General features: G+C 49.3%; 12 protein-coding genes. 10 read left to right on the plus strand and 2 right to left on the minus strand.

What is annotated here, in order from left to right; all coding sequences use genetic code 11:
* Window positions 1-72: 72 nt before the first annotated feature.
* Complete coding sequence (locus tag NYR53_RS10135; protein WP_261305050.1) at window positions 73-1,956, plus strand: beta-L-arabinofuranosidase domain-containing protein; 1,884 nt, start codon at window positions 73-75, stop codon at window positions 1,954-1,956.
* 20 nt (window positions 1,957-1,976) lie between these two features.
* On the plus strand, window positions 1,977-2,207 hold the full coding sequence (locus NYR53_RS10140; protein WP_261305051.1) for a hypothetical protein: 231 nt from the start codon (window positions 1,977-1,979) through the stop codon (window positions 2,205-2,207).
* Window positions 2,208-2,347: 140 nt separating this feature from the next.
* On the opposite strand, the gene NYR53_RS10145 is transcribed toward NYR53_RS10140, so the two are convergent.
* Together NYR53_RS10145 and NYR53_RS10150 are read right to left on the minus strand one after the other, a co-directional pair.
* On the minus strand, window positions 2,348-3,958 hold the full coding sequence (locus tag NYR53_RS10145; protein WP_261305052.1) for a response regulator transcription factor: 1,611 nt from the start codon (window positions 3,956-3,958) through the stop codon (window positions 2,348-2,350).
* Window positions 3,959-5,635: a sensor histidine kinase gene (locus tag NYR53_RS10150; RefSeq protein ID WP_261305053.1), complete on the minus strand. Its 1,677-nt coding sequence runs from the start codon at window positions 5,633-5,635 to the stop codon at window positions 3,959-3,961.
* 329 nt (window positions 5,636-5,964) lie between these two features.
* Here NYR53_RS10150 and NYR53_RS10155 point away from each other — a divergent pair, with 329 nt between their 5' ends.
* The 8 genes from NYR53_RS10155 (at window position 5,965) to NYR53_RS10190 (ending at window position 18,175) form a co-directional block, all read left to right on the plus strand.
* Complete coding sequence (locus tag NYR53_RS10155; protein WP_261305054.1) at window positions 5,965-7,692, plus strand: type 2 periplasmic-binding domain-containing protein; 1,728 nt, start codon at window positions 5,965-5,967, stop codon at window positions 7,690-7,692.
* 64 nt (window positions 7,693-7,756) lie between these two features.
* On the plus strand, window positions 7,757-8,698 hold the full coding sequence (locus tag NYR53_RS10160) for an ABC transporter permease (protein ID WP_437180139.1): 942 nt from the start codon (window positions 7,757-7,759) through the stop codon (window positions 8,696-8,698).
* 21 nt (window positions 8,699-8,719) lie between these two features.
* Entirely contained in the window at window positions 8,720-9,595 is an 876-nt protein-coding gene (locus tag NYR53_RS10165) for a carbohydrate ABC transporter permease (RefSeq protein WP_261305055.1), read from the plus strand.
* A gap of 130 nt (window positions 9,596-9,725) precedes the next feature.
* Entirely contained in the window at window positions 9,726-10,391 is a 666-nt protein-coding gene (locus tag NYR53_RS10170) for a GDSL-type esterase/lipase family protein (protein WP_261305056.1), read from the plus strand.
* A 26-nt stretch (window positions 10,392-10,417) separates the two neighbouring features.
* Window positions 10,418-13,267: an alpha-L-rhamnosidase gene (locus tag NYR53_RS10175; protein WP_261305057.1), complete on the plus strand. Its 2,850-nt coding sequence runs from the start codon at window positions 10,418-10,420 to the stop codon at window positions 13,265-13,267.
* Window positions 13,268-13,491: 224 nt separating this feature from the next.
* On the plus strand, window positions 13,492-14,439 hold the full coding sequence (locus NYR53_RS10180; RefSeq protein WP_261305058.1) for an alpha/beta hydrolase: 948 nt from the start codon (window positions 13,492-13,494) through the stop codon (window positions 14,437-14,439).
* 534 nt (window positions 14,440-14,973) lie between these two features.
* On the plus strand, window positions 14,974-15,723 hold the full coding sequence (locus NYR53_RS10185) for an SDR family NAD(P)-dependent oxidoreductase (protein ID WP_261306317.1): 750 nt from the start codon (window positions 14,974-14,976) through the stop codon (window positions 15,721-15,723).
* Window positions 15,724-15,766: 43 nt separating this feature from the next.
* The gene (locus NYR53_RS10190) at window positions 15,767-18,175 is read left to right on the plus strand and encodes a glycoside hydrolase 5 family protein (protein WP_261305059.1); all 2,409 of its coding nucleotides are present in this window, start codon (window positions 15,767-15,769) and stop codon (window positions 18,173-18,175) included.
* Window positions 18,176-18,304 lie beyond the last annotated feature (129 nt).

Here is an 18,304-nt window from a genome sequence, read left to right on the forward strand (position 1 = left end):
AAATGCATTCAAAGCTTGTGTTCATACGATTATTATATGTATTGTACATCAAAAAAAGAGAGAGGTATAAGTATGGCTATACGTCTGCGAGAATATTCTTACGGTCAAATCAGGCTCGCTGAGGGACCGCTCAAGGCACGCTTCGAACTCAATAAACAATATGTCATGAGTTTAACGAATCAAAATCTGTTGCGAAACTTCTACCTAGAAGCCGGATTGTGGAGTTACAGCGGGAATGGGGGGACGACCAGTGCTTCGACCACGAGTAAAGACGGTCCCGAGCATTGGCATTGGGGGTGGGAATCCCCGACCTGCGAACTGCGTGGCCACATGATGGGGCATTGGTTGTCCGCTGCAGCACGAATCTATGCCCAAACCAAAGACCCAATGGTCAAAGCCAAGGCGGACACTATCGTCCAGGAGCTGGCACGTTGTCAGGAAGCGAACGGTGGGGAGTGGCTGGCGGCGTTCCCTGAATCGTATATGCATCGAATTGTCCAAGGCAAGTGGGTGTGGGCGCCACATTATACGGTCCATAAGTTATTGATGGGCCTCTATGAGATGTATAAGATCGCCGGAAATGATCAGGCATTGAAGATTATGGATAAAATGGCTTCCTGGTTTTATCGCTGGACAGAGCGATTCACCCGCGATCAAATGGACGATCTACTGGATATGGAAACCGGCGGGATGCTTGAAGTATGGGCGGATCTGTATGGATTGACACAGGCCGTAGAGCACCGGGAGCTGATTTATCGGTATGATCGGAGACGCTTTTTCGATACTCTTCTAGCGGGAAAAGACGTGCTTACGAACAAACATGCGAATACGCAAATTCCAGAAATACTCGGCGCTGCACGAGCTTGGGAAGTGACCGGAGACGAGCGTTTCCGCCACATTGTTGAAGCGTTTTGGCAATGCGCAGTCACACAGCGCGGATACGTATGTACTGGGGCGGGGGACGATGCGGAGCTTTGGATGCCTCCTGGGCAAATTGCCGAACGGCTGGGCGTTGGACAAGAGCACTGCTGCAACTACAACATGATGCGATTGGCTCAAGTGCTTCTTCGTTGGACAGGTGATCCCATCTATGCCGATTATTGGGAGCGCAGATTTATCAATGGCGTGCTTGCGCACCAGAATGGCGAAACCGGTATGATCTCTTATTTCCTCGGTGTAGGGGCTGGCAGCAAGAAAACATGGGGGTCGCCTACGCAGCATTTCTGGTGCTGCCATGGCACTTTGATCCAGGCGAATGCTGCGTACGAGACGCCGATCTATTCAGAGGACGAGGAAGGCATTATTGTCAATCAATGGATTCCTTCCAAGCTGGAAACCGAATGGGAAGGAACCCGTACCAGCCTCAGTCTGACACAAAACGGGCAAAATGGGCTTTATCCGCTGAACGGATGGTCGGTTGAGGGAATGACGGCGATCACACGGGTCGATATTCCCTCCATTCCGGTGCATCGTCCGGATCACTTTGTCTATGACCTGACCGTTACGTGCGAGCAGCCGACCGAATTGACCATTAAGCTTCGGCTGCCGTGGTGGCTCGCCGGAGAGCCTGTCATTTTAGTAAACGGAACCCCGCATTCAGGCACCTTTAAGCCGTCATCGTACTGTGAAATCAGCGGCAAGTGGAGCAATGGCGATACAATTCACGTTGAGTTCCCTAAACGGCTCAGGGTCGAACCGCTTCCCGGACAATCTGGTACCGTAGCTTTCCTTGACGGACCCATTGTATTGGCAGGGCTTAGCCAAGAAGAAAGGCGTCTGTACGGCAATCTCGAGGATCCGGAATCCATGCTGATCCCGGATCGTGAGCGCAATCATAGCTGGTGGAATCCGGGGTATTACCGTACCAAGGATCAGGAGCGGGGAATCCGCTTCATTCCTTTGTATGAAGTGAAGGACGAAATGTATTCGGTTTATTTCCCGGTTGAGCGGCGTTAAAGATAGCAGGGGGCAAGGATATGGCCCAGATCGATTCACAACTGGAGGATGTGGATCGCTATGTGTTTAGTTTAGCGACAGCTAATTTTGATATCCACCTTTTGGATAGTCCTAATTCTGAAGATGATTATCAGATAGCCAAGCATAATATTCTTTTCTATAAATCGGCAAGTATTGCGCTATCTCAGATACAGTCATGTCCGAATACAGCAATAATGCCGATATGTTCTGTCAAGAAGAGAGAACGATAGAGCAAATTGCGGGTGAAGTAGGAATGGGGTTTAGAACGTTCTATCGAATGTTTCAACAGAAGCACCAGATTTCAACAGGTGAACTCCGAAAAAAATGAGGCTCCGCTCATTTCAAAGATTCGGCTCCTTATCAGAAACTATTAACCGTCGTTTCGATATTCTTGTGGGGTGCTGCCAAAGTGCTTTTTAAAGATTTTAATGAAATGAGGCGTGGCAAGAAAGCCTAGTTTGGAGCTGATGTCGGAAATCTTTAGATCGGTGCTTTTTAACAGATATGCCGCTTTATCCATGCGCAGCGCGAATAAATAATCGCCGATGGTTTCTCCGGTTACGGTTTTATAGACTTTAGATAAATACACCGGATGGAGACCGATGTAGTCGGCAACCATCTGCAAGGACACGCCTTCGGAGAGATGCTCCTGAATAAAGGAACGGACTTTGGCCGTGATGATATTTTGAGTGCTCTCCAGATAGGTGCTGGAGCTTCTTTTCAAATTTGCTATTACTTTGGCGGCCCAGTCATATAAGCGCTGTTTGGATAAAAAGCTTGTTTTTCTAAGAAACAATTCAAAATCTTCGCCTATCTGCTCCTCCAGGTTACCGCCATTTTTGAGAATGCCGATCGAAAGCGAAGAGGACAAGTACAAGAAGACAGAAAACAACTGGTCGTAAGTATAGTCAGCCTCGGGGCTCGATAACTGAAGGGTATGCTCCAATTTCATAAGGGCTTCGTCCCAACTGCCTGATTCGAGCAATTGAGGGAGAAGTGGGGGTTCGAACAAGTTGATCGGTGACGACTCGAGTAGGTTGTTCGATTCGTCATCGCCAAGCGTAATGAAGTAGCTTTTATTCGCTCCTACATTTCGGTTGATCGTGGAAACGGCTTGTTGATATAACTCGGCGATCGAGTCAGGAAACACGCTGACCGGACTTAGACAAATCGATATATTGCCTTTCAAATAGGTCTGGACATGGTTTTGCAGCTTCACCGCGAAAGAATCGACTAGCTTCATCGCTTCCGTACGTTCCCGCGGCTTAAAGAGAAAGACAAGATATCCTTGCTCGGAAGTGCCGTGCCATAATTCAAAAACGTCTTGAAACACTTCTTCCGCGATATTCGTCACGGCATACTCCAGCAAGGAGAGAGACTTCAGGTCGTAGCCAGAGAAATCTTCTTCGAGGCGCACGAGCATGAGCATAAAAGGGTCACCTTTTTGGAAAGACAATCTCAATAGGGAAAGGCGTTCCTGCAGTACAGAAGCTGGCATCGGCTTCTTCTTGAGCAGGTCGCCCAGTAATTGGTCTTTTAGCAAGGGAAGGTTGGATTGAAGCGTATATTGAATACGCTGATAGGAGCTGATCTCTTTCCATTCGGCTTGAAGCGTTTCGATAGCGCTTTGGACGGAGGCCACCAGCTCCTCAATCACGACAGGTTTGAGCAAATAGTTAAAAGCACTTTGCTGCATCGCTTTCTGTGCATATAGAAAATCGTCATGGCCAGATAAAATAATGCATTTTACCTTTCGGGACAACCGGTTGATGTGCTCGATCAATTCGAGACCGTCCATCTCCGGCATCCGAATATCGGTAATAAGTACATCGATTGCTTGTTCCTCTGCAATCTTCAGCGCATCGGCGGCGGAATATGCCTGATACACGGCCTCGATTCCGTAATCCGACCAAGGGATCGTCAGTGCAAGGCTGTCGACGACCGTTTTCTCATCATCCACGATTAATAATTGATACATCATTTATCCCTCCGAATTTTCAAGATTGCCCCAATACAAGCTGATACTTAAACCCCCGAGCGAGCTATGTCCGAACTCCATCCCTGAAAACTTGCTGAAATGAATGCCTAGACGCTGCTGAATATTCCAAAGCGCACATCCCATCGTGTCGTCGAGCGGCTGTTTGATTTTGAGCTTTAGCGTTCTGATTTCATCCTCCGTCATGCCTCGCCCGTCATCCTCAACGGTGATCCGATAGCCAATATCGGTTTCCGTTCCTGTGACGATGACCTTGCCGGCCGACTGTTTTTTTTCGATCCCGTGGATGATGCTGTTTTCGACCAAAGGCTGGATGAGCAATTTTGGAATGATCAAACCGTTCATGGAGTCGGGGATTCGAATCTCATAATGCAGCCTGTCCATTCGCAGCTTCTGGATGGCCAAGTATTTGTTTACGACGGCCATCTCTTTTTGCACCGTTGTCATCGGCTCTTCGAGCCGGGTAGTGTACCGGAAATATTCGGCCAAATTTTGCGTCATCGCGGTAATAGCCTCATCGTGGCCAAGGCGCACTGAATTGTTGATGAAAAATAGACAGTTATACAAGAAATGAGGATTGATTTGGGCTTGCAATTGCTTCAGTACGGCCTCGCGGGATATGATCTTTTCTTTGTAAACCTTTTCGATGAGCTCTTCGATCTGGGCGGCCATTTCGTTGAAGTTGGCATACAGAAAATCGAACTCGTTGTTGGTACGGCGGCGAATCCTTGCTTTGAAATCGCCGTTTTTGAGCAGGCGAACTCCCTTTAGCAGTTCAAGCATCGGGATTTGAAATTTTCGGTACAACGAGGAGACGATCACAATGCCGGCCGCGAATAGGACGGCGCAGGATAAGTAAAATAATTTTTTGGTTTTGACAATGGGGTTTAAAGCGAGACCAAGCGGCATGTAATCGATCATGTACAAGCCCAGCTTTTGCGATTTCACATAGTTCACCAGATACTTATTATCCTGAAGATTGACGATCTCCGTGCCAGAATCCGAACGGATACCGCCCGCCAAAGCCTGAATCAAGTTTTGTGTCCTTGTGAGATCGGAGCTTGAATTCATTATTAAAGACATCCCTTGTTTATAGAAGAAAGGATCGTTCTTGTCCTGTTGCTTTGAATCGTCAAGAAGTTTAGTTAAATTATCCTTCGGAAAGGTGATTTGAATGGTGAAATCCTGTTCCACCTTTTCTTTTACGAAAACATTGGAGGCGGAGTCTAACATCCATTCCGTGGCGTTTCTGGCTGGAGGGGCCTTGAGACCCGTTATCGATGTACCGATCCACTGATGAATAATGGGAGACCAGATGCCGACGTGGTTGGTCCAACCTTCCGATAAACTTTGATACGTCAATTTGTTGGAAAGATCGCCGATCAACCGCACTTGATCATAAGAATCCATGATATCCATTGATGGAAGCAAGGCAACCAACCTGTCCTTGTCGATCGACACGGCAAGCATGTCCAATTGTTCCACATTTCGATCGAGATTATTAACCGCCGCTTGAACCTGATTCAAATTGCTGCTTTGGATGTCCGATTGGACGATATTCAAACTTGTGTTTATGGAATACGTATACATACCGAGAATGCATATGGTGGAAACGAGAACAAGCAAATTTAATGTAATAAAGGTTTTATAGTTTTTGAGCATCCGGATGCTCCTTTCGGCATTGATAGCCCCATTGTAGTCGTGATTCAAAGTGAATACAACTTGGAAAAGCTGCATGTTTGGATTGCGTTATTGCAAGTTTGTTTTACGCTATGTGCGGGTGGAGTAATAAGGTTGGAACAAAAGGGAATATGTGCAATAAATCGGGGTAACTTACGAACGTGAAGCTGCATGTACAATGAGCCGTATGTTCATGCATGAAGTTTAGAATGAACTATCTGATGTTTATTTTGAGCTATATCAGGACAATGTGCAGTGTCCTATACTGATGAAGCGAGGAACAATCAAATTATTGAGAGGGGTTTTTAGGAATGGCCAGAAAGTCGAAGTTCGCAGCTACATCGCTTGTCGCAGTCATAAGTCTGGGATCCATTGTCGCTTGCAGTTCCCAGCCTTCTGACAAGTCGGCTTCATCATCGGCACCATCAAATCAAACGACCGAATCCAAGCTCCATATTGTGAACGGCAAGATTGATCCTCCGGTTACGCTGACCACGGTAAGGTATACGGAAAATTCAATTACTTATAAGAATGGAGAAACCATCGAAAATAACGTCCATACCAAGTGGGCGAAAGATACGCTCGGAGTGGATATCAAGACGCTCTGGTCCTCTCCGGTAGGTGATGGATCCTTCGATACGAAGCTGAAATTAATGCTTGCTTCCGGGGACAAACTTCCGGATGTCATCTTTTCCGCCACTAAAGATACGGTAAATATGTTAATTGATTCCGGTAAAGTCATGCCTATTACCAGCGCATTTGAGAAATATGCCGGGAAGGCTTGGAAAGATGCTGTGGCAGAGCAGCCGGATGCATGGCTGCCGTACCAACGAGGGAAAGAGAAAATGGCTCTTCCGACGCTTCAGGAACCCATCAGTGGTTCCGCACCGGTTCTTTGGATCCGGAAAGACTGGTTGGATAAGCTTGGTCTGCAAGCACCTAAATCGCTGACCGATTTGGAAGCGATCATGGACGCCTTCGCTAACCAAGACCCGGATGGCAATGGGAAGAAAGATACGATCCCGTTTGACTTCGCTATGAAGGATACCATGGTTGGCTATCCTGTCGGCGATATCTCTTGGTTATTTGGAGATTTCGGAACGGTGCCGAGTCAGTGGAACAAAGATGCGAATGGAAACCTTGCTTACGGTTCCGTTCAACCCGGCGCTAAATTAGCCCTTGGCAAGCTAAGGGACTGGAAGAGCAAGGGGTATATTCCCGACGATGTTGCGCTTAATGATTGGAATAAAATCGTACAGGACGTAGCATCTGGGAAAGTGGGGATCATTGGCGGAGCGACCTGGTTTCCGAATTATCCGGGATCCATGGTCTATGCGAAGGATCCCAAAGCGGATTATGAACCCTACGCGATCCCTGCTGGACCGGATGGGAAAAGTGGAGTAAGAATTACTGCTTCTCAGGGCGGCGCTACTGTCATTAGCAAGGATATCTCGCCAGAGGCGCTGGAAGCCTATTTTCATTACATGAATACCCTGTGGGATGCGACGAACTCTGAGGATCCTCTCGTCCTGAAAGGCTTTCAAGAGAATTATGACTATGTCATCCAAGACGGCAAAGCTGTATTTGACAAGGATAAAATTCCGGGCGGGCAAGTATCAACGAAGAGTTATGTGTTAGGAGGGTGGATTTCGCCATCCAAATCTAGAATGATTGCCATGCTCAAAGACATTGCATTAGAGAAAACCCTTACCGCCAACGAGATGGCAATTAATAATATGCTGAATGGCAGTGATCCCTATGCTGACAAAAACCCAATGCAGTCCGCGTTTAATAAAGCATTCTTAATAACCGCTGATCAAGCCAAAATTGCCATGCCTAATCTGTTTCAAGGGCCAACGACTTCCACCCAAAGCTCGCGAAGCGAGTTTTTGAACAAGCTGGAAATGGATACTTTCACACAGATTATCTACTCGAAAGCACCTGTTGAGGAGTTTGACAATTTCGTAACGAAGTGGAAGTCCTCTGGCGGTGACCAGATTACGAAAGAAGTTAACGATTGGTTTAATTCGGTAAAATAACAAATCGAGGGGGCAGGCATTGATCGTGCCTCCCCCCTTATTATGTGAATGGGGAGTGGCAAACATGGAAGCCGTACAGCAATTGGCGGAACATAAAGCCTTGCAGAGAAGGAAACGACGGAGCGACAACTGGCAGTTATATCTAATGCTCCTTCCGGCCGTCATACTGACACTTATTTTTATTTATGCGCCTATGGGCGGAATCGTCATGGCTTTTCAGGATTATAAGCCGTATTCGGGGATTCTTCACTCCAAATGGGTAGGAATGGACAATTTCAAGTTTTTGTTCACGTACCCTGACGGTAAACAAGTCATCTGGAATACGTTCATCATCGCTGTACTCAAGATCGTTTTCGGTACAATCGCAACATTCACTTTTGCACTTTTGCTGAACGAGGCTCGTCAAAAATTCATGAGAAATACGATTCAAACGATTGTGTTTCTGCCGCACTTTTTATCATGGGTTGTTTTGGGCGGCGTGTTTATGGAAATATTGGCTCCGAACGGAGGGCTTGTCAATCAATTTCTGCAGGACGCCTTCGGCATCAAGCCGATCTTCTTCCTTGGGGATAATCGCTATTTCCGGGCTACCATTGTCGTAACCGACATCTGGAAAGAATTCGGATACGGTTCGATTCTTTTTCTGGCGGCGTTAGCGGGCATTAATCCATCGTTATATGAGGCAGCTGAAATCGACGGTGCGGGAAGGTGGAAGATGACGCAGCATATCACGATTCCGTCGCTCGTCCCTACCCTCGTCGTCGTTGTCACCTTGTCCCTCAGCCAAGTGCTAAATGCCGGCTTCGACCAAATTTTTAATATGTACAATCCGCTGGTTTATCAGACCGGCGATATTATAGATACCTTTGTATACCGTATGGGTCTTATCGGCGGAAACTTCAGTGTTTCCACCGCGATCGGTCTTTTTAAGTCTGTCGTCGGACTTGTGTTGATCATTGCCTCGTACCGGCTTGCGGGGAAATTTGCGGGCTACAAAATATTTTAAAAAAGAGAGGAGAGGACAGAAATGCTTAGAGCAAGATCAGGATACAAGGTATTTCAAAGCGCTAATTATTTATTTTTAAGTTTGCTTGCCCTTCTTTGTCTGATTCCAATGGTTCATGTAGTATCTGTCTCGTTCAGCTCCGCCCCTGCGGTTGCCGCGCACGAGGTTACGTTTTGGCCAATCGGGCCCACCTTATTTTCGTATAAGAAAGCACTGGGGAGTCCCGAGCTATATCATTCTGCTCTCGTTTCGGTAGAGCGAATCCTTCTCAGCTTTGTCATCGGGTTAACGATCACTTGCATGGCCGCTTATGTCCTGTCTAAAGGCGAAGGCCGCGACGGGATTGGAGGGTATAAGTTCTTTGTCGGATTCTTCGTATTCGCAATGCTATTTAACGGCGGAATGATTCCTATGTATTTGGTCGTAACGAAAATCGGGCTGTACGACTCCATCTGGGCACTGGTCCTCCCGGGGGCCGTTAACATTTTCAACCTGATTCTCGTCATGAATTTTTTCAAAGCCCTTCCCAAGGAACTGGAAGAAGCGGCATTTATGGACGGGGCCAATCATTGGACCGTATTCAACAAGCTTTTCTTGCCTTTATCCATTCCCGTGTTGGCGACGGTCGGATTGTTTTTGATCGTAAACGACTGGAACGAGTGGCTGGCCGGAAGCATCTATATGAAACCGAATCATGTACCGCTCGCTACTTATCTGAAATCCATCATTAGTATGCCCGAAATCAATTCCAATAATGTCAAAGTATTGGCCCAAACGAATTTTCAGGCACTCATGTCCGCACAGATTGTGATCGGTGCAGTCCCGATTCTGGTTATTTATCCGGTGCTGCAACGCTTTTTTGCAGCCGGGCTTGTCATTGGTGCCGTTAAGGAATAGATAGGTCTCTCTTGGTCTGGCTACTTGTATGGCAATGAAGGCTCAATCGAAAAAAGCGAAGAAAAAGATTAATTTGGATTCGGAACCGCGCAGTGGCAGACCAGAATTATTGATATCGGGGGAGGTATCTATGCAAAATTTACCGCAAGAATTGCAAACAGTCTTGAAAGAAATCGCGCTACTGCATGTGGAATTCTCAAAAAAGAACAGACTGGACTCGTTCGGGAAGCTGAACTTGCTTGCTAAGAAGAACGGTATCGTGTTCGTCGGAGATTCCATCACTGAAGGGTTCCCGCTATACGAGATGTACCAAGGGAGTAAACCGATCTATAATCGCGGAATCAGCGGATACACTTCCTTGGAGTTGCTGGAAAATCTGCAAGAAATGGTCTGCGATCTGGAGCCGTCGACGGTCGTCTTGTTGATCGGTACGAACGATTTGGGTATTGGTAATAAACCTGAGGAAATCATTCAAAGGATCGAGCAAATCTGTTCCGACATCAAAGGGAAGTTGCCCTATGCATGTATCCTTGTCCAGTCGATCTATCCGATCCGTAACACCGAACATCACAAAGTGGCTAGTTTCTTCGAAAGTGACCGCAACAACGAAGAAATTCGGCGTTTAAATGCGATGATTTATGAAATGTCTAACCAGTTAGGCCTAAAGTATATCGACCTTTACTCCAAGCTTGGCGATAAAGATGGCAGCCTGAAGATCAATTTTACGACAGACGGACTTCATCTAAGTATCGAGGGCTATGAAATGGTATACGATGAACTGAAAAAGCACTTTTAGATAACTTTAATGATTGGACCGAAGAAATGTTAATTCTGAAAGGAACGATGCTCATGATCATCACTAAACTGAAAACCAATCGTATCACAAATCCGTTGGGATTCTCCATGGGTGCCCAGCCTCGACTTTCTTACGTCGTGACGGGTACCGACGCGAAGAAGCAGATCGCCGCCCGATACGAAGTCGCGCTGGACGAAGCGTTCTCGTCCGTCGTATTCGATAGCGGCAAGCGCACTGATATTGACAGCATTTCCTTCGAACTGCCGGTCCAACTTCAGCCGAGAACCCGTTACTACTGGCGGGTAGAAGTATGGGCGGACAACGGCGACCATGCCGTCAGCCCAATCGCTTGGTTCGAGACGGCGAAGCTGGACGAACCGTGGGAGGCGAAGTGGATTGTTCCCGAAATGGACAAGGAGCACCATCCGGTGCTCGGTCGGACGTTCAAGCTAGCCGGGCCGATCGCTTCCGCGCGGGCGTATGTCTGCGGGCTCGGATTGTACGAGATGCAAATGAACGGCATAAAGGCCGGCGACGAATATTTTGCTCCGCACTTCAACGCCTACCACAAGTGGCTGCAGTACCAGACGTACGACGTTACACCGATGCTGCGCGAAGGCGACAACCGCGTAGAGGTCACCCTCGGCAACGGGTTATACAAGGGCCGCTTCGGGTTCGATGGTCATTCGAAGGAGTTGTATGGCAGCGAGTTCGCACTTCTGTGCGAGATTCGAGTGAAGTACGCCGACGGAACGACGGAGGTCCTGAAATCCGATACGGAATGGACGGCGGAAAGAAGCAGGGTCATAGGCGGCAACCTGTATGACGGAGAAATCTACGACGCGACATTCACGGCGACGGAATCGTACTCGGTTCGCGAAGGCAACCTCGGATTAGAACGCCTGAAGGCGAGGCTGAGCTTACCTGTTGTTGTGAAGGAAGAGTTGAAGCCGATCGAGGTGATCCACACGCCAGCAGGCGAGAAGGTGCTCGACATGGGCCAGAACATGGTCGGTTGGATTCAATTCCGTACACGCGCTCCGAAGGGAACGGTCATCCGGCTTCAGCACGGCGAGGTTTTGCAGGATGGCAACTTCTACCGGGAAAACCTGCGAACGGCCAAGGCTGAATATGTCTATACGGCTGATGGGGAGGAAGCGGTCGTCCGTCCGTTCTTCACTTTCTACGGATTCCGCTACGTGAAGGTGGAAGGCTGGCCAGGCGAGCTCGATCCGAACGACTTCACAGGCTGCGTCCTCTACTCTGATCTGGAGCAGACCGGCAGTTTCGAGACGAGCGACCCGCTCGTAAATCGATTGTTTCTGAACGCGCTGTGGGGACAGAAGGGCAATTTTCTGGACGTTCCGACGGATTGCCCGCAACGGGACGAACGGATGGGGTGGACGGGAGACGCCCAAGTGTTCTCCGGGGCGGCTTGTTTCAACATGGATTCGTACGTGTTCTATTCGAAGTACGGTTACGATATGGCCCGGGAACAAGAGGATCGCGGAGGGATGGTTCCGATGGTCGTGCCCGCCGTGAACGTTCCGAGCGGCGGCTCCAGCGCTTGGGCGGACGCGGCCACGATCATTCCTTGGAATGTATATCTCCACTACGGAGACAAGGCGATTCTGAAGCAGCAGTACGAGAGCATGAAGAGCTGGGTCGATTTCATCATCCGTGCCGACGAAGGCTCGGGCGGCCGGAGGCTCTGGACGGTCGGGTTCCAATTCGGAGATTGGCTTGCGCTCGACGGAAGCAATCCCGATTCGGCGATGGGGGGCACCGACACGGACTTCATTGCCTCCGCCTATTACTGCTATTCCTCGCGATTAGTCGCGAAGGCGGCAAAAGTGCTGGGACGAGAAGATGATGTGTCTTATTACGAACGAATCTCCGGGGAAGTCAAGCAGTCCATCAAGGATGAGTTCTTCTCGAAGAACGGACGTCTCGCGCTCGATACCCAGACGGCGTATGCGGTGGCGCTGTACATGGACTTGGTGCCGGCGTCGTACCGGAAGCGCGTCGTGGATGGATTGATTATTCGTCTTCGGAAAGACAACAATCATCTCCGAACCGGCTTCGTCGGAACGCCTTATCTGAACTTTGCCCTGTCGGATAACGGTTGCGAAGAATTAGGCTATACGCTGCTCCTGAACGACGACTATCCGAGCTGGCTCTATGCCGTCAAGCTGGGAGCCACGACCATCTGGGAACGTTGGAATTCGATTAATGAGGACGGGAAGATCGGCCCGCCTGGCTTGAACTCTCTGAATCACTATGCCTATGGAGCGATCGCAGAATGGATGTACCGGGTGATCGCGGGGATGAACCCGGACGAAGAAGCACCGGGCTTCCGTCGAATAAAGCTGGCGCCGAAGCCGGACTTCCGCTTGCGGTGGGCGAAAGCCGTGATCGATTCCGCGGCAGGCACCTATAGGAGCGAGTGGGCATTCGACGAAGAGGGGCGGCTCGAATTCCGGTTCGAGATCCCGTTTCATTCGACAGCTCTCGTTCGCCTGCCGCGCGCCTCGGCGGATCTTCTGTCGATCGACGGTCCCGCGCCTACTGTGCCCGCGATTCAAGAGGGTGATGACGTTAAGCTCGAGTTGGAAAGCGGTAACTACGTGATCCGTTACATGCCGACCAAGAGCTATATCAAAATTCTCAGCACGTATACGCCGCTGGTCGTTCTGGCCGAGAACCAGCATGCTCGAGAGTTGATCTCCCCTATGGTCCCTCCCGGTTTCGAGCTGGATCCGGGTGCGCTTTGGTACAAAGTTCGAGACGTTTCGATTAGGGATTTTGCCGCTCATTACCCCATGGATGCGAGCATGCTCGACGAGCTGGATACGAAATTAAAGGCACTGCGCTAAGGACTCACCTCTTAATGGGAAATAGAGGGAGTATATATATACATGCATGCAATCCGCTCAATGTCTAGTATAAATATCAGTTTAAAGGCGTTGAGTGGCTCTAGGTGACAAATTAACAGTAGAACGAAAGGTATTTTCATCAAACTCAACGATTAATAAAAGCGCAGAAAAATATTAAGTGGAACCGCACTCGATTATCTTTCAAACATTGGGGGTTTTGGGACATGAAACGAAGTGCTCATCTGATTGACCCGGAATTAAAGGCATATGCGGACTCGTTGCCTGATGGGGGATTAACTAGGGAAGTATTACCCTATGTCATTGAACTCTTAGGAAACCAAATTAGGCCGCTTCCGGAGGATTTACCACTCACAGTATCGGAAAAGTTTGTTCCCGGTCCCGAGGGGGCTCCGGAAGTACGAGTCCTCGTATTTACGCCAACTAATACAAGTACTCCGCGACCCGGTTATTTATATATCCATGGTGGGGGCATGGTGATGGGGTCTCCGGAAGCTGACCAGGTAGACACTGCGGAAATGGCAGTAGCACTCGGATGCAGTATCGTATCCGTCGACTATCGATTGGCACCGCAAACTCGCCACCCTGGACCAATCGAGGATTGTTACGCTGCACTCTTTTGGATGTACAACCATGCGGAAGAATTAGGCATTGATCCGAACCGCATAGCGATTGGAGGGGAGAGTGCCGGCGGAGGTCTCGCAGCTTCCCTTTCCTTGCTCGCTCGTGACCGAGGTGAAGTGCCAATTATTTTTCAACGAATTGCAGCTCCTATGCTGGATGATCGTACATGTATAGCAGAACCTCACCCATACAACGGTGAATATATGTGGACGGCAGAAAGCAATCGTTTCGGGTGGACTTCATATCTGGGACATGAACCGGGTATTGATGGCGTATCTTACTATGCTTCAGCATCCCGGGCCGAGGACCTGACCAGGCTGCCGGCAACGTTCATCACTGTAGGAGCCCTTGATCTTTTTCTGGATGAGAGTATGGAATATGCCCAACGCTTAATCCGCGCAGGAGTGCCTACGGAACTACATGTCTATCCAGGCGCATTTCATGGCTCCCCCGCAGTGAATGATGCCCGGATTTCAAAAAACGAGCAGCAAGCGCGTTTTGATGCTTTGCACCGTGCATTTTATGGATAAACCGATGGTGGTAAAATCTCCGTGAACGTTTACGGCGGATGGTTGTGCCAGCCAAAACACATCGATCCGAGCAACTTCCGACCGGTCACGAAATAGGGGGTTGCTTCGAGCACCTTCTTTGACTACATCGTGAATTCCGTCGTCTCCGTCCGTCAGTATATAGCATACACGCAGTTCCAGGCTCTCTAGAAGCAATTTGCAAGAGGAGCGGAGAAGATCATTGATAGAAAAATTAGAACATACCTAATGGAGGTGCATGAAATGACATTTTCGGAAAATTCAACATTGGGCGAATTACTTAGTCATATAGCTGCGGCTGGAGTTTTGGAAAAGCATTTGCCTGGAGTCACGACAAGTCCGATGGTAAGTATGGGAAAGAGCTTCACCTTGAAGCAATTTAGCGCTTTTCCGCAGGCGAATATTCCCGCGGACCTCCTTTCTGCGATTGTGAAGGATTTAGCGAGTATTCCAACAGATGATCAGCCGAGTCCTCGGCAGAACGACCGTAGCGAACGCCAACAGGTAACCCAATCCATGGATGGGGTCGCGATCGTGACAGGAGCCGGCGGAGGTATTGGCCGTGCTGCTTCAATTAAGTTATCCCAAGCAGGATTCAAGGTCGTCGCCGTCGACTTTAACACCATGACGGGCGAAGAGACGGTTAAACTCATCCTCGAACAAGGCGGAGAAGGCATGTTTGTTCAAGCAGACGTCTCCAAGGAAGAGGATGTTGAACGATATACGAAGATGGCCATGGATGCGTACGGTCGAATCGACGTCTTTTTTAACAACGCCGGTATTCTGCAGAAGTTCTCGCTGATCGAGGATCTTGATACATCCGATTTCGATCGCATGATGAACGTTAACGTTCGGGGTGTTTTCCTTGGATTGAAGAAAGTGCTTAAGGTAATGAACGGCCAAGGGTTCGGTTCGATCATTAACACAGCGTCGACCGCAGGATTGCGTGCCGAGCATAGTATGGCCGCTTATACCGCAAGCAAGCACGCCGTCATCGGTCTGACGAAAGCAGCGGCGATTGAATATGTACGCAAGGGTGTTCGCGTGAATGCCATATGCCCAGGTGGTGTCGATACGGCGCTGACTCAGTCCGTTCCTATGATGATGCAGGAATCCGGGTATACACCTGAAGAGTTCCCTAACATGCGGCTCGGGCGATTCGCAGAACCTTCCGAGATTGCGGAGATGGTCGTGTTCCTGGCGTCTGACAAGTCCAGCTATATGACAGGCTCGATTATCGTGGTGGACGGCGGATTGACGCTGTAAATGCAAACTAGTTTCTATACTTCAATAAAATAGGAGGATTAATATGAAACAGAGAATCAAAATCGATAAGACCGCTCCAAACGTAGGTGCATTGGATTTTTCCTGGTTACTGGACGCGCCTGCGGGCAAGCATGGGTTCACGGAAGTTAAAGATGGGCGTTTATACTTTGAGGATGGCACTCGTGCGAAATTCATTGGATTTAATGTGCCCACTCGTTCCAATACGCCTGACCATGAAACAGCGGAGCGTCTCGCGGAACGCTTTGCGTCCTTGGGCGTTAATGTCGTCCGCCTTCATGCAGCCGATGCGCCCCTCGGCCCCTCCGGCTGGAGCTCGAGTCTCGATAACCCGTTGATCGACTACAATAGCGGTTCAAGCCGAATCTTCAATGAGAAGGGCCTAGATCGCTTTGATTATTTTGTTGCGAAGTTAAAAGAGAAAGGCATTTACCTGCAAGTGGATCTCTTGGTGGCTCGTGCTTTTATAGACGGAGACGATCTGGATTATCCTGATGCGCCAGGCTTTCCCTTTAAGAGTTTTACTCATGTGAATGAACGTTTGATCGAGCTTCAGAAAGAATATGCGACTAAACTCCTTTGCCACGTAAATCCTTACACCGGCTTGGCCTTAATTGACGACCCTGCGGTCATGAGCATTCAGATCGCGAACGAGGACTCTGTCATTAAAGGTACAGAGGACATTAAGAACGAGAAGGGTATTGCGCCGTACCGGCAGGAGCTGCAACGCCGCTTCAACCGGTTCCTGCTTGCCAAGTATGACACAAGGAAAAATCTGGCCCAAGCATGGACATTTAACGGAACATGCGCGCTTGGCGAAGATGAAGACCCAGAAGCGGGCACCGTGCTTTTCCCCGAGGGCAGCTTCTACCAAGTGACCAACAACCCTATGGGGGAATGGACGGGCATAGGAAGCCCCGCCCGCTATGCCGATTTTACGGATTTCGGCATCTATATAAACCGGCGGTATTATGGCACAATGATTGACCATGTTCGATCACTGGGGGCGAAAGTGCCTATCAACACCAGTAACCTATTGAACGGTGCTGCGGATGTCTACTCCCATTCGGACGGCGACATTATGATGAACAATACGTACTTCAACCATCCGATGCCGCCTTTTCATCAGGAAACGCTAGTTGTGCCGGGCATGCGGGAATATGTAACGTCCAATCCGTTGCACGTGCACAAGGATGGCATATTCATGCGCACCGAAATGTTGCAAATGGCTACCACGGCAGCGGTTAGGGGCAAGCCCTTTATTCTGAGCGAGTGGAATGAGTATGGCGTGAATCCTTTCCACTCTACGGCATTCCTATCGATGGCGGCATATGCTTGCCTGAACGATTGGGACGGTCTCATGCTCTATTGCTATCATACGTCCGAAAGCTGGAACGATCAGCCCGACGATGTGATTACCGACATTTTCGACGCTTATAACGACCCGTCGTTGATATGCCAGTTCGGTTTCATGGCGACAGTGTTCCTTAAGGGACTCGTGCGCCCTGCGGAGCACCGGGTGGATCTGGTATTCACGAAGAACGATCTAAAGACCTTGCCGGCTTCCTTTAGTATGCCGAATACTTTTCTTCCTTATATCACCAACATGCGCAACGTGTTTCTGGATCAAGGAGATACCTATACGGGGGACGCGGACGTAGCGATTACGGCAGGCTTTGTGAACAACGGCGATCTTTCCCAGGCGGAACGTTCCGTATACTTCGCTTGGTCGTCTTATCGGGACGCATGGCGGCATGCTGCTGGTGGAGGACGGCTGGAGCGGCTTGCCGCCGAGACCGATGAGCTGCTTCCCGGCGCGAAGCTTGGCGACAAGACCCTCGTTTTCGATGACATCGCTTCTTTGGCTGGACATGGCGATTACACCGCTTTTGCCGCTAATCTAGATGCCGCATTCAAGCGTTGGGGTCTACTGCCTCATGATCGAGGCCTTGTCGGCAATGCGCTCGTCTCGGATACCGGCGAGCTGGACTTTGACCCAGAGGCGGGAACCTTCCGTATCCGTACCGAAGGGTGCTCCTACTTCAGCGGTAATCCGGTCAGCGGGATCACGTTGACGAAGGATATTTCCCTGACTCTCAGCAACGATCGAATCTCCGCAGCAGCGCTGCCAGTGAACGGCCCTTCCGTAGAACGGACGGAAACGATTCTACTGACGATTCTCGGAGAAACCGGCATGGACGAAACCATCTTCACCGTAGAAGGATTCGTGACGACGGTCGATCATCAGGGGAAATTGTACGCAGATACCCCTGAAGGTAATCTTTTCGTACGATGTAATTCTGCAACCCTTACTGCCCTGGACACGGTCGGAGCCCCAATAGCTAGCATCGAAGGGACGACTACTGAGGACGGTGTGACCTTTATGCTTGACGGCACAATCCCTGCTGTCCACTTCCTGTTGGAAAAGAAGTAAGGTGGGGAAGATAGGAAGCGGAAATTAAAGGTATTTGTGTTTGATCAAATTCACTATTTACCGCAAAGGTAGCCATCAAAGTGGTTGTTGAATTTTTAACGATTGATTGAACTGGGCATCCGCAAGAAA

The organism is Paenibacillus andongensis (genome assembly GCF_025369935.1).
Classification (GTDB): domain Bacteria; phylum Bacillota; class Bacilli; order Paenibacillales; family NBRC-103111; genus Paenibacillus_E; species Paenibacillus_E andongensis.

What these genes read in the sequence shown, in the direction of transcription:
- NYR53_RS10165 (WP_261305055.1), top strand. Translation starts at nt 8,720, where the DNA reads ATGCTTAGAGCAAGATCAGGATACAAGGTATTTCAAAGCGCTAATTAT.
- NYR53_RS10190 (WP_261305059.1), top strand. Translation starts at nt 15,767, where the DNA reads ATGAAACAGAGAATCAAAATCGATAAGACCGCTCCAAACGTAGGTGCA.
- NYR53_RS10150 (WP_261305053.1), bottom strand. Translation starts at nt 5,635, where the DNA reads ATGCTCAAAAACTATAAAACCTTTATTACATTAAATTTGCTTGTTCTC.
- NYR53_RS10160 (WP_437180139.1), top strand. Translation starts at nt 7,757, where the DNA reads ATGGAAGCCGTACAGCAATTGGCGGAACATAAAGCCTTGCAGAGAAGG.
- NYR53_RS10155 (WP_261305054.1), top strand. Translation starts at nt 5,965, where the DNA reads ATGGCCAGAAAGTCGAAGTTCGCAGCTACATCGCTTGTCGCAGTCATA.
- NYR53_RS10175 (WP_261305057.1), top strand. Translation starts at nt 10,418, where the DNA reads ATGTTAATTCTGAAAGGAACGATGCTCATGATCATCACTAAACTGAAA.
- NYR53_RS10140 (WP_261305051.1), top strand. Translation starts at nt 1,977, where the DNA reads ATGGCCCAGATCGATTCACAACTGGAGGATGTGGATCGCTATGTGTTT.
- NYR53_RS10185 (WP_261306317.1), top strand. Translation starts at nt 14,974, where the DNA reads ATGGATGGGGTCGCGATCGTGACAGGAGCCGGCGGAGGTATTGGCCGT.
- NYR53_RS10145 (WP_261305052.1), bottom strand. Translation starts at nt 3,958, where the DNA reads ATGATGTATCAATTATTAATCGTGGATGATGAGAAAACGGTCGTCGAC.
- NYR53_RS10135 (WP_261305050.1), top strand. Translation starts at nt 73, where the DNA reads ATGGCTATACGTCTGCGAGAATATTCTTACGGTCAAATCAGGCTCGCT.
- NYR53_RS10180 (WP_261305058.1), top strand. Translation starts at nt 13,492, where the DNA reads ATGAAACGAAGTGCTCATCTGATTGACCCGGAATTAAAGGCATATGCG.
- NYR53_RS10170 (WP_261305056.1), top strand. Translation starts at nt 9,726, where the DNA reads ATGCAAAATTTACCGCAAGAATTGCAAACAGTCTTGAAAGAAATCGCG.